This window comes from Phenylobacterium sp., assembly GCF_016793285.1.
Lineage (GTDB): Bacteria > Pseudomonadota > Alphaproteobacteria > Caulobacterales > Caulobacteraceae > Phenylobacterium.
Genome location: NZ_JAEUMO010000238.1, coordinates 1 through 12,179 on the forward strand (window position 1 = coordinate 1; position 12,179 = coordinate 12,179).

Annotated in this window: 12 protein-coding genes; 9 read left to right on the forward strand and 3 right to left on the reverse strand. The window is 70.5% G+C overall.

What is annotated here, in order from left to right; all coding sequences use genetic code 11:
- The first annotated feature begins 161 nt into the window (after positions 1 to 161).
- The 7 genes from JNL41_RS20330 (at position 162) to JNL41_RS20360 (ending at position 5,226) form a co-directional block, all read left to right on the forward strand.
- On the forward strand, positions 162 to 1,310 hold the full coding sequence (locus tag JNL41_RS20330) for an acyl-CoA dehydrogenase family protein (protein WP_293478001.1): 1,149 nt from the start codon (positions 162 to 164) through the stop codon (positions 1,308 to 1,310).
- A 32-nt stretch (positions 1,311 to 1,342) separates the two neighbouring features.
- On the forward strand, positions 1,343 to 1,720 hold the full coding sequence (locus tag JNL41_RS20335) for a hypothetical protein (protein WP_293478002.1): 378 nt from the start codon (positions 1,343 to 1,345) through the stop codon (positions 1,718 to 1,720).
- On the forward strand, positions 1,717 to 2,094 hold the full coding sequence (locus JNL41_RS20340) for a PIN domain-containing protein (protein ID WP_293478003.1): 378 nt from the start codon (positions 1,717 to 1,719) through the stop codon (positions 2,092 to 2,094). Before JNL41_RS20335 ends, JNL41_RS20340 begins: the two co-directional genes overlap by 4 nt.
- On the forward strand, positions 2,091 to 2,354 hold the full coding sequence (locus JNL41_RS20345) for a DUF3253 domain-containing protein (protein ID WP_293478004.1): 264 nt from the start codon (positions 2,091 to 2,093) through the stop codon (positions 2,352 to 2,354). Before JNL41_RS20340 ends, JNL41_RS20345 begins: the two co-directional genes overlap by 4 nt.
- Positions 2,351 to 3,007, forward strand: coding sequence for a glutathione S-transferase family protein (locus tag JNL41_RS20350; protein ID WP_293478005.1), 657 nt, complete (start codon positions 2,351 to 2,353; stop codon positions 3,005 to 3,007). Before JNL41_RS20345 ends, JNL41_RS20350 begins: the two co-directional genes overlap by 4 nt.
- A 62-nt stretch (positions 3,008 to 3,069) precedes the next feature.
- Positions 3,070 to 4,089 carry an alpha/beta fold hydrolase gene (locus JNL41_RS20355; protein ID WP_293478006.1) on the forward strand — a complete coding sequence of 340 codons (1,020 nt, stop codon included), beginning with the start codon at positions 3,070 to 3,072 and terminating at the stop codon, positions 4,087 to 4,089.
- Positions 4,090 to 4,149: 60 nt separating this feature from the next.
- Positions 4,150 to 5,226, forward strand: coding sequence for a Glu/Leu/Phe/Val dehydrogenase dimerization domain-containing protein (locus tag JNL41_RS20360; RefSeq protein ID WP_293478007.1), 1,077 nt, complete (start codon positions 4,150 to 4,152; stop codon positions 5,224 to 5,226).
- Between the two features lie 28 nt (positions 5,227 to 5,254).
- Here the strand turns inward: JNL41_RS20360 and JNL41_RS20365 are convergent, their stop codons facing one another.
- The 3 genes from JNL41_RS20365 to JNL41_RS20375 form a co-directional block, all read right to left on the reverse strand.
- Positions 5,255 to 6,562: an ammonium transporter gene (locus JNL41_RS20365; protein WP_293478008.1), complete on the reverse strand. Its 1,308-nt coding sequence runs from the start codon at positions 6,560 to 6,562 to the stop codon at positions 5,255 to 5,257.
- A 199-nt stretch (positions 6,563 to 6,761) separates the two neighbouring features.
- A complete protein-coding gene (locus tag JNL41_RS20370) occupies positions 6,762 to 7,289 on the reverse strand; it encodes a hypothetical protein (protein WP_293478009.1) in 528 nt (175 codons plus the stop codon).
- Positions 7,290 to 7,373: 84 nt separating this feature from the next.
- A complete protein-coding gene (locus JNL41_RS20375) occupies positions 7,374 to 8,702 on the reverse strand; it encodes an MFS transporter (RefSeq protein ID WP_293478010.1) in 1,329 nt (442 codons plus the stop codon).
- Between the two features lie 315 nt (positions 8,703 to 9,017).
- On the opposite strand from JNL41_RS20375, the gene JNL41_RS20380 reads away from it, so the two are divergent.
- The gene (locus tag JNL41_RS20380; RefSeq protein ID WP_293478011.1) at positions 9,018 to 9,746 is read left to right on the forward strand and encodes a PEPxxWA-CTERM sorting domain-containing protein; all 729 of its coding nucleotides are present in this window, start codon (positions 9,018 to 9,020) and stop codon (positions 9,744 to 9,746) included.
- Between the two features lie 102 nt (positions 9,747 to 9,848).
- A partial coding sequence (locus JNL41_RS20385; RefSeq protein ID WP_293478012.1) for an Ig-like domain-containing protein occupies positions 9,849 to 12,179 on the forward strand: 2,331 nt, incomplete at its 3' end.

Consider the following 12,179-nt stretch of genomic DNA (forward strand, 5'->3'; position numbering starts at 1 on the left):
TGGGCCAAGCGCAAGCACAAGCAGCCGGTCCAGTCCTGCGAGACCAGGCCGAACATCGGGGTCGAGACCTGGCGCCAGCGCTACGAATCGACGGGCAAGGACGTGCTGAAGCCCAGGCCCGCCACCTTCACCTGCCACTGACCCACAAGGATCCGACCGAAATGGCGCTCGACGCCGAGACCCGAGACCAGCTCATCGACACCGTCCGCCGCTTCGTGACCGAGCGCCTGCGGCCCCTCGAGGCCAAGGTGGCCGAAGACGACGCCATGCCCGACGAGGTCATCGAGGAGATGAAGGGCCTGGGCCTCTTCGGCCTCTCGATCCCCGAGCAATACGGCGGCCTCGATCTGTCGATGGAGGACGAGTGCCTGGTCGGCGTCGAGCTCGGCCGCACCAGCCCGGCGTTCCGCTCGGCCTTCGGCACCAACGTCGGCATCGGCAGCCAGGCGCTCTGCATGTTCGGCACCGAGGCCCAGAAGGAGAAGTTCCTGCCCGGCATCGCCTCGGGCGAGATCATCACCTCCTTCGCGCTCACCGAGCCCGAGGCCGGCTCCGACTCGGCCAACGTCCAGACCCGCGCGACGAAGGACGGCGACCACTACGTCCTGAACGGCGCCAAGCGCTTCATCACCAACGCCAACAAGGCCCACCTCTTCACCGTGATGGCCCGCACCGACCCGTCGAAGCCGGGCGGCGGCGGGGTCTCGGCCTTCCTGGTCGAGCGCGACAGCCCGGGCCTCACGGTCGGCAAGTCCGAGAAGAAGATGGGCCAGCAGGGCGCCCACGTCTCGGAGGTGTTCTTCGACAACGTCCGCGTGCCGGCCGAGAACCTGATCGGCCGCGAGGGCGAGGGCTTCAAGGTGGCCATGCAGGTGCTGGACCGCGGCCGCCTGCACATCTCGTCGGTCTGCATCGGCGTGGCCGAGCGGCTGATCGCCGACTGCGTGGCCTATGCCTCCGAGCGCAAGCAGTTCGGCCAGCCGCTGTCGTCGTTCCAGCTCCTGCAGGGGATGATCGCCGACTCCAAGACCGAGGCGCTCGCCGCCAAGGCGCTGACCCTGGAGACCGCGCGCCGCAGGGACGCCGGCGAGAACGTCACCATGGAGGCCGCGGCCGCCAAGTACTTCGCCTCCGAGATGGTGGGCCGCGTGGCCGACCGCGCGGTGCAGATCTTCGGCGGCGCCGGCTACATCGCCGACTACGGCATCGAGCGGTTCTACCGCGACGTGCGCATCTTCCGGATCTACGAGGGCACCAGCCAGATCCAGCAGGTGATCATCGCCCGCGAAACGCTGAAGCGTGGCGGATGACAATCGATGACAGCAATGCTAGCATTGCTGTCATGGGCACGCTGACCGTCCGCGATCTGCCGGAGGATGTCCACGACGCGCTGCGCCGCCGCGCGGCCGAGCATCGCCGCTCGGTCGAGGCGGAGGTCCGCGACCTGCTGGCGCGTGCGGTGGATCGTCCGACGGACGAACAGCGCCGGGAAGCCATCGCGCGGCTTCAACGGATGAGCGCGGCGGCCGGCGCGCAGTCCGGGGCGCCGGACGGCTGGTCGTCCACCGACGCGTTTGTCGCCGAGAGGCGGCTGGAGGCGGCGTGGGAAGATGGCCGGGTCACCGACGCCGAACGGCTGGACTGGATGGAGCGCCTCGGGCGGTTCGAAGCGGCGCCCGAGGCCCTGGAGGCGTTCGTGCTGTCGCGCACGCCGCGATGAAGGTCGTTCTGGACGCTTCGGCGATCCTCGCGCTCGTGAAGCGCGAGGCGGGCTGGTCGACGGTCGAAGCTCATATCGCGGAAGCCGTGGTGTCGCCCGTCACCCTCGCCGAGTGCCTCGGCAAGGCCGGCCTGCAGGGCATGAACCCCGCCGACGTGCATGGGGATCTCCTGCGGACCGGGCTCAGCATGACGCAACTCGGCGCCGAGGACGTCACGATCGTCGCGACCCTCTGGGAGCTTGCCCGGAAGAACGTCTCGCTCGCCGACCGCTTCTGCCTGGCGCTGGGCTTGCGTCTGCGCGCGCCGATCCTCACCGCCGACCGCCGGTGGCGCGATCTCGGCCTGCCTGTCGAACTGAGGTTCATCCGATGAGCGCTGAAGTCGAAGCCGCGATCTTCGATCTGCTCGGCAAGCTTCCCGCCGGCAAGTCGGTCTCGCCCGAAGACGTGGCCCGCGCGGTGGACGCCGCCGGCTGGCGGCGCGAGCTGGGCAAGGTCCGGCCGGTCGCGGTCGGCCTCGCCCGCGCGGGCCGCCTCGTGGTCCTGCGCCACAACAAGCCCGCCGACCCCGACGACTTCAAGGGCGTCTGGCGGATGCGGCTGCCCAACCCCGACGACGGAGCCTCCTCATGATGAAACTGTTCGGCGCGTCCGCCAGCCCCTACGTGCGCAAGACCCTGGCCTTCGCGGCCGAGAAGGGGATCGAACTGGAACTGGTCCAGGCCGGCCTCGGCGGCGGCCCGCCCGAGTTCAGGGTGGCGAGCCCGTTCGGGAAGATCCCGGGCTTCCAGGACGGCGATTTCACGCTCGCCGACTCCACCGCGATCATCACCTACCTCGACGCCGTCAAGCCCGAGCCGAACCTGATCCCGACCGAGGCCAAGGCGCGGGCCAGGACCATCTGGTTCGAGGAGTTCGCCGACACCATCCTGGTCGCCACCGCCGGCAAGATGTTCTTCAACCGCTTCGTCGCGCCGCGCTTCATGGGCCGCGAGGGCGACCTCGCCGCGGCCGACGCCGCCGAGGCGAAGGAACTGCCGCCGCTGCTGGACTACCTCGAGGGCCAGATCCCGGCGTCGGGCTATCTGATCGAAGACCGGCTGACGCTGGCCGACCTCGCGGTCGCCAGCCCCATCCAGAACCTCGCGCTGATCGGCTGGCGCCCCGACCCGTCGCGCTGGCCGAAGGTGACCGCACACGCCGCCGCGATCCTGGGCCGGCCGTCCTTCGCCGGCTGGTGCGCGCAGGAGTTCGAGACCTTCGGCGTGGCGCGCGGACCGGCCTGAACGCCGCGCGTCACATCGGCGCCTTTTCCTGGCGCTGACGCCGGCGCTCTATGGATCCTGCGATGAAGCGCCTCGTCCTCGCCCTCATGATGCTGACGCTCTCGGCCTGCGCGCCGATGCTGCGTCAGCAGGCCCTGGCGCCGCCGGCCGGCTTCGCCGGCGCCGAACTGGCGGCCGACCACGTCGTCTCGTTCGACGGCGCGCGGCTCGGCCTCTCGACCTGGCCCTCGAAGACCGGCGAGCCGTGGGCCGTGGTCGTCGCCGCCCACGGCATGAACGACTACGCCAACGCCTTCCACTTTCTGGGCGAGGCCCTGGCGGCCGAGGGGATCACCACCATCGCCTACGACCAGCGCGGCTTCGGCCGCTCGCCGCAGCGGGGCGTCTGGGCCGGGCAGGACCTGATGGTGGAAGACCTGCGCACGGTCGTGGCGCTGGCCCGCGCGAAGCATCCGGACGCCCGGATCGTGGTGATCGGCGAGAGCATGGGCGGCTCGGTCGCGGCGCTGGCCTTCGCGTCGGACAATCCGCCCGCCGCCGACCGGCTGGTCCTGTCCGCGCCGGGCGTATGGGGGTTCAGGTCCCAGCCGTTGCCGAACAAGACGCTGCTCTGGCTCGCCGCCAACTTCACGGGCTCGAAGGTCTACACGCCGCCGAAGTGGCTGACCGACAGGATCTATCCCACCGACAACCGCGAAGAGCTGATCGCCATGGGCCGCGACAGGCTGATGATCTGGGGCGCGCGGTCGGACACGCTCTACGGCCTGGTGAAGCTGATGGACCGGGCCGCCGGCGCGGTCGGCCACGACGACGTGCCCACGATCTACCTCTACGGCGCCAACGACGACATCATCCCCAGGAACGCCGCCTTCCGGGCCGTGAAGGGCCTCAAGCCCTCGGACCGCAGCGCCTACTACGCCGCCGGCCACCACCTCCTGACCCGCGACCGGCAGCGCGCGGTGGTGATCGGCGACATCCTGGCCTTCATCCGCGACCCCGAGGCGCCGCTTCCGTCCGGCGCGCCGGCGATCCCCGGCGCGGCGGCCCGCCCCGACGCGACCCAGCGCGCCGCGGGGTTGTGAGATGCCCCGGTCGGGCGTACATGGCGCGAAAATCCTCCCCCAGGACCCAGAGTTCACGGCATGACCTTGTTCGATTCTCCCGCGTTCGAGGGCCACGAAGGCGTCCACGCCTTCTCGGATGAAAAATCCGGCCTGAAGTGCATCGTCGCGGTCCACTCGACGGCCCGCGGTCCCGCCGCCGGCGGCTGCCGCATGTGGCCCTACGCCTCCGCCGCCGAGGCGCTGGACGACGCGCTGAAGCTCAGCCGGGCGATGTCCTACAAGAACGCCATGGCCGACCTGGAGCTGGGCGGCGGCAAGAGCGTGATCATCGGCGACAGCCGCACCCAGAAGACGCCGGCGCTGTTCGAGGCCTTCGGCCGCGCCGTCGAGGATTGCGGCGGCAAGTACTGGACCGCCGAGGACGTCGGCGTCTCGGCCGCCGACCTGCAGCATGCGCGCCGGCACACCCGTTACGTCGCCGGTCTCGAAGGCCATCCCGCCGCCTCGGGCGATCCCAGCCCGGTCACCGCCGAAGGCGTGTTCCGCGGCGTGCGCCTCTGTGTCCGCAGGGCTCTGAACCGCGACCTGGACGGCGTGCGCGTGGCGATCCAGGGCGTGGGCAACGTGGGCGGCTATCTGGCGAGGAAGCTGCACGCGGCGGGCGCCCGGCTGGTGCTGACCGACGTGAACGGCGAGGCGCTGCGCCGCATCGCCGCCGAGACCGACGCCGAGATCGTGGCCCCGTCGGCGATCTTCGACGCCGACGTCGACGTCTTCGCGCCCTGTGCCCTCGGTGGGGCGGTCAGCCTCGACACCCTGCCGCGCATCCGCGCCCGGATCATCGCCGGCGGCGCCAACAACCAGCTCGCCGACGCGCGGTCGGGCCTGGAGCTGCACCGCCGCGGCATCCTCTATGCCCCGGACTACGTCATCAACGGCGGCGGCATCATCAACGTGGCCGGCGAGATCCGCGCCCTGGCCCGCGGCGAGGCCTTCGACCCCGCCTGGGTCGACGCCAAGCTGGATCGCCTGGCGCTGACCCTCGAAGAGGTGCTGGAGCAGGCCCGGAGCGAGCGCCGCCCCACCCACGAGGTCGCCAACGAGATCGCCCGCGCCCGCATCCTCGCCGCGCCGCGGAGCCGCGCCGCGGCGTAGCCGTTCCCGCCCGCGAAGGGGAGGGGCGTCAGCTCTGGTACGCCCGCTCGCCGTGGGTCGACATGTCGAGGCCGTCCTCGATGGCCTCGGGCGAGGCGCGCAGGCCCACGGTGAACCTGCACACCAGCAGGATCACCGCCGAGGCCGCCGCCGACCAGGCGCAGACCGCCGCGACGCCCAGCGCCTGCACGCCGGCCTGGCGGCCCATGTCCATGCCCTCGGCGTAGCCTGCGCCGCCGAACAGCGGCGAGGCCAGGGCCGCCACCAGCAGCGTGCCCAGGATCCCGCCCACGCCATGGACGGCGAAGACGTCCAGGCTGTCGTCCAGCTTCAGCCGGCCCTTCACCAGCTCGACCGCGTGGAAGCAGATGAGGCTGGCGAGCGCGCCGAGAACCATGCCGCCCGCCGGGCCCACGAAGCCCGACGCCGGGGTCACGGTGGCGAGGCCGGCCACGACGCCGGTCACCACCCCGATCATGCTGGAGCGCTTGAACTTGATGCGCTCGATCAGCGCCCAGACGAGGCCCGCCGTCGCCGCGGACAGGTGCGTCGCCACCAGCGCCGAGCCGGCCGCCGCGTCCGCCGCCAGCGCCGAGCCGGCGTTGAAGCCGTACCAGCCGACCCACAGCATGCCGGCGCCCATCATCGTCATCCCGGGGTTGTGCGGGGGATGCAGGTCCCTCGGGAAGCCGTCGCGCGGGCCGAGCATGGCGACCGCCACCAGCGACGAGATGCCGGCGGTGGCGTGGACCACGAGGCCGCCCGCGTAGTCCATGACGTGCATTCCGGCGAGCCAGCCGCCGCCCCACACCCAATGGCAGACCGGCGCATAGACCAGGAAGAGCCACAGGCCCGAGAACAGCAGCACCGCGCCGAACCGGATCCGCTCGACGTAGGCGCCCACGATCAGGCCGGGCGTGATGATCGCGAAGGTCATCTGGAAGGCGAAGAACACCGTCTCGGGCAGCGTCCCGTTCACGATCTCGCGGCCCCCGGGCAGCCCGAACCGCGCGAGGTCGCCGATGAAGGGGTTGGTCCCGGAGAACGACAGGCTGTAGCCGCCCAGCAGCCAGAGCACCGAGGCCAGGCATGCGATCGCCACGCAGTGCATCATCACGCTGAGCGCGTTCTTGGCGCGCACCAGGCCCGCGTAGAACAGCGCCAGCCCCGGCAGCGTCATGAACAGGACCAGCGCGGTCGCCGCCAGGATCCAGGCGGTGTTGGCGGGGTCGGCCGTGGGCGGCGCGGCGGCCGCGGCGTCCTGCGCGAAGGCGGCGCCTCCGCCTGCCGCGAAAATGAGCGTCGAAAATCCGGCCAGCCCCAGCGCTCGGCGCATCGCGTCGTCCCCTTCGCCTGCGCCCCCGGCGGTTGGTCCGCCGATCTGCCTGCGCGCCAGGCATCGCCTGCATAGGGTCTGTGCAGATGGCGGGTCGACCGCCCAGCGGGCGGGCGCCGGCTTGCCGCGGCGCCCATCGGCGCGAACGCCGGTTTTTCAGGCAGGGAACGCCGAAAATCTGGGCAATCCGCCGCCCGGCTCAGGTCGGTGGACCGGTCGCGGCCCGGCGGTCGCGCAGCCGCCGCAGCCCGCCCCAGGCGATGCGGCCGCCGATCAGGACGGCCGTCGCGCCGACTGCGACGGCCAGGGCCAGCCACAGCACGCCGGCGCCGGCGTCGAAGGCCCGCGGCCGCAGCAGGCCCTGCACGCCCGAGACCGCGATCCGCGCCGTGACGGCGAGGCACGCCAGCGCGATGAGGACGCCGACGCCCGCGGTCGCGGCCGACGCGACGAGGTCGAGCCCGTCCCGCTCGACCCCGCGGGACGCCTTCCGGCGCGCGTGGCCCAGACGGAAGAGGTGGACGCCGCACCCCGCCGCGAGACCGCCCACGGCCAGCGGCGGGACGAGCTGGAGCCATGCGTGCGGGGCCGCGCCGTCGCGCGGAAACAGGACGACCTGCAGGATCGCGGCGGCGACCGCCGCCGCGAACAGCCCGCACACGGTCGCGATCAGGGCGCCGCCCCAGAGTGCGGCGTGGGTCCGGAACTCGACGGGTCGACCGCTCATCGCGCCATCAGCGCAGGGGAATCGGCGCGGCTCAAGCGGGGCGGGGTCCGGGCCCGGCGCCGCCGGCCTCCGGTCCTGCGCGGCTCAGGCGAGGCGTCGGGTCCGCGGATCGCGCACGGCCAGGATGAGGATGACGAAGGCGGACGCCAGGAATCCCAGCGAGGCCATGAAGACGATGTCGTAGCCGTAGGCTTCCGCGACCAGCCCCCCGATGAGCGGGCCGGCGGTGGCGGTGATGCTCTCGGCCGTGGCCGAGACGGCGATGCGCATGGGCAGGTCGTCGCGGCTGCCGAACTCCAGGATCATGGTCTGGGCGGCCATCATGTAGCCGCTGAGCGAGGCGCCCAGGACGGCGAACGACGCGAAGACCGCCGGCACCGTATGCAGGTTCAGGAGCATCAGCGTGGCCGCCGTCCAGCCGATCAGGGACAGCACCAGGACGACCCGGAAGCCCCGCTTGTCGCCGAGGTAGCCCCAGACGAGGTTCGAGGCCGTGTCGGCGCCCAGGAAGGCGAAGGACAGCAGACCCAGGGTCGCGCCGTCGGCGCCGATGACCTTGCCCACGTAGAGGATGTAGAACGGCGTGGCGATCCGCGCCGAGGTGGCCAGCATCTGCACCACCAGGAACCAGCCGTAGGCGTGATCCTGCGCGATCAGGGCGGGGAACTCGCGCAGCCGGTCGCGGAAGCGGGCCTGGGGCCGGACCGTCGGCGGCTCGGGCTCGCGCAGCAGGATCTGCAACGCCGACAGGCCCAGGCTGGTCAGCACGAAGGCGAAGACGAAGGTCGTGGAGTAGCCGTTGCCGAACAGGTTCGGCTCGATGAGGTAGACGCCGGCCGCCCAGGCCAGCACGGCCGCGATCGCGCCGCCTGTGGCATTGCGCCACGCCTGCAACCGCCCGCGCCGGCTGATCGGGATCACCTTCGACATCAGCAGGCTGAACACCACCCGCTGGGCGCCCATGAAGATGCCGAACATCAGGATGAAGAACAGCAGCGCCCAGACCAGCGTCCGGCCGGTCAGGAACCAGCCCGAGAGCGCCATGCAGAGAATCGCCACCCGGCCCAGGCCGCCCATCCACATCGCCGCGGGCATGACCTTCGTGCGGTGTTCGACCTTGGTGGCGCCGAAGATCGGCGAGATCACGCCGCCCAGTTGCTGCAACGCCAGGCCCAGGCCCACGATCGCGTTCGAGCCCGACACCGCATGCAGGTAGGCGGGCAGGAAAGTCGGAGCGTTTACAAGGCGGAAGCCGGTCATGCCCAGCATGCCGTGCAGGTAGTTGCCGAGGTAGTTCCGCTTCAGGTTGTCCCAGACGAACTTCTCGTAGGCGGCCTCGCGCGCGGCCAGGTCGCCGTCTTCCTGGGCCGCCATGAGGCCGGCGTCTTCGGTTTCTTCGACCTTGGCGTCCAAGCTTCTCCGGCCGCAGCCGCCGGCTCGCCGCCCGCGTCTCCGGCCCCCCTCGTTCTGGTGGCGGATTTCAGAAGGTCGGGTGCTTATGCGAACCGGCCATAGGCATGCTAGAGCCCTGCCGGGGATTGTGGGAAGCTCTTTCGCGCCGGCCGACACTCGCCTCCCGGAGAGGTCGTTCAGGCCGCACTCGCGCGTCCGGGGAGTCCGGTTTCCGTTTCGTCCGGGCTACGGTAGAGCTAATCATACGTAAATCTACGGGCCGGGGGGCTCCTGGGGGTGCTGGTGTTCAGGTTCAATGGGAATGGCGGTTCTGTGGTGCGCGCCGGCGTTGTCGCGGCGATCGCAGCGGCAGGGCTGTCGTTCGCGGCGCCGGCTTCGGCCGCCGATGTCTTCATCTTTTCCGCGACGCAGACGGGCGACGCCATCGGGACCACCGTCCCGGAGGTGAGCGGCCGCGAGGCGTTCCGCATGGCGCCGTTCGAGATTCAGGCCAAGGAAGGCACGCAGTTCGGCGCCGGTGAGGATTTCACCGCGCTGGCGTTCTGCATCGACTTCTACACCGACATGCCGATGGAAGATCCGGCGGATCTCGTCGACGGCACGAACGACATAAATGCGCAGTATGGCGACGGCACGCTGGCCGGCGCGTCGGCTCAGGAGCAGGAGACGGTCTTCCGTCTCGTGGACTACGGGAACTACCTGTACAAGTTCCACAGCGCCAACCCGAACACGCAGACCCGGCTCGCCGCGCTCCAGGGCGCGATCTGGCAGGTGCTGACGCACCAGACCTTCAAGTTCTACGACAGCTATCTCGGCCCCGAGGCCGACCAGTTGATCCAGGACTACGCGAGCCTGAACGGCGTGGTGCTGCGTAACGACCGCGCCATGCGCGTGCTTCTGTCGCAAGACGGCTTCCAGGGCGTGGCCTACTCGCTGCGCACGGGCGTTCCCGAGCCCGCCACCTGGGGCCTGATGATCGGCGGCTTCTTCGTCGTGGGCGCGGCGCTTCGCCGCGCTCGGCGCGCGGTCCCCTCGGCCGCCTGACCCCACGGGGCCGCTCCCGGCCCCTCCTGGCTGCTCCCCCCGGCGCCACCCTTGCTGTTGCGTGCCACACCAACACGAGTCTGTGCCAAAGGAAGCTGAGCTATGGCTGTCGTTCTGACTCCGCCCGATACCAACAACGTCAACGTCTCGGGCGTCGAGGACCAACCCAATCCGATCACCGTGCCCTTCTCGGGGACCGATGACGGTCAGGTCACGTCGTTCCGCGTGGTCATCAGCCTGCCGCAGCACGGCATCCTGAAGGACGGCGCCGGCAATGTGCTGACGATCGGTTCGACCGTGCCGGCGACCGGCAACGCGGCGAACGTCTTCTACTACCCGAACGCCAACTGGAGCGGGACCGACACCTTCCAGTACGCCGCGCGCGACAACTCCTCGCCCGTGTCCCTCCAGGACCCGACCCCGGCGACCGTCACGATCAACGTCACGCCGGTGAACGATCCGCCGACGACGAACGACACGTCGGCCTCGGGCGTCGAGGACGCGGCCCAGATCCTCGTCACCCTCTCGGGCGCCGACATCGACGGCACGGTCCAGAGCTTCACGATCAACGACCTGCCGGCCAACGGCACGCTGAAGACCACCGACGGCACGGTCCTGAACATCGGCGACACGGTCCCCGCCACGGGCGGCACGGCCACCGTCGTCTTCGTCCCGAACGAGGACTGGAACGGCGTCACCGACTTCCACTATTCGTCGAAGGACAACGAGAACCTCGACGACGCGACGCCCGCGACCGCGACGATCACGGTCACCCCGGTCGCCGATCCGCCCGAGACCAACGACACCCACTCCGACGGCCAGGAAGACACCCCGGTCGCCGTGAACCTGTCGGGCTCGGATCCGGACGCCGGGGGCTCGGTCGTCTCGTTCACGATCAAGAGCCTGCCCGCCAACGGCGTGCTCAAGGACGCCAACGGCAACGTGCTGTCCGTGGGCTCGGTCGTCCCGGCCGTCGGCAACGCGGCGGTGGTCTACTTCCATCCCGACGCGCAGTGGAACGGCGACACCGAGTTCGACTACGCCTCGAAGGACAACACCGGCCTCGACGACGAGAGCCCGGCCACCGCGACGATCACCATCGCCGACGTCAACGATCCGCCGGAGACCGACAACACCGCGGCCTCGGGCGTCGAGGACGCGCCGGCGATCACCGTCCACCTGTCGGGCTCCGACATCGACGGCACGGTGCAGACCTTCACGATCAAGTCGCTGCCCGCCAACGGCACGCTGACCGACCTGAACGGCAATCCGCTCAGCATCGGCTCGACGGTCACGGCCACCGACGGCCAGGCCGACGTGCTGTTCAAGCCGAACGCCAACTGGACCGGCGACACCGCCTTCAACTACGCCTCGAACGACGACGACGGGCTCCAGGACCCGACCCCGGCGATCGCCACGATCAACGTCACCCCGGTCAACGACCCGCCCGAGACCAACAACACCTCGGCCAGCGGCAACGAGGACGGCGGCGCCATCGCGGTGAACCTGTCCGGTTCCGACGTCGACGGGACGGTGAAGCTCTTCACCATCAACAGCCTGCCGGAAAACGGCGTGCTGAAGGACGGCAACGGCAACGTGCTGACCGTCGGCTCCACGGTGCCGGCGACCGGCAACGGCGCGACGGTCTACTTCACGCCCAACGCCAACTGGAACGGCGACACCAGCTTCGACTACGCCTCGCGCGACAACGACGACCTGGATGACGCGACGCCGGCCACGGCGACGATCACCGTGGCCTCGGTGAACGACGCGCCCGACACCGGCAACTCGGCGGCCACGGGCATCAAGGGCGCCGTCAACATCGGCCTGACCCTGACCGGCTCCGATCCGGACGGCACGGTCGTGTCGTTCACGATCAAGAGCCTGCCCTCGAACGGCGTCATCAAGGACGCCAACGGCAACACGCTCACGATCGGCTCCACGGTCAGCGCCGTGAACGGCCAGGCGGAAGTCTTCTTCACGCCCACCGCCGCCTTCACGGGCGTGGTGAACTTCAACTACGCGTCGAACGACAACGAGGGCCTGCAGGACGCCACGCCGGCCACCGGCACGGTGACCATCACGCCGCCGCCGGCCGCGCCGGATCCGAAGCCGCCGGAGACCAACAACACCTCGGCGACCGGCGCCGAAGACGTCGTCAAGCTGGCCGTCAACCTCACGGGCTCCGACCCGGACGGCACGGTGAAGCAGTTCGTGATCAACACGCTGCCGCCGAACGGCAAGCTGTACGACGCGGCCGGCAACCTGCTCTCGGTGGGCTCGGTGGTGACCGCCACGGGCAACGCCGCGACGGTCTACTTCACGCCGACCGCCAACTGGAACGGCGTCACGACCTTCAACTACGCGTCGAAGGACAACGACAACCTGGTCGACTCCACGCCGGCCAAGGCCACGATCACCATCACCGGCGTC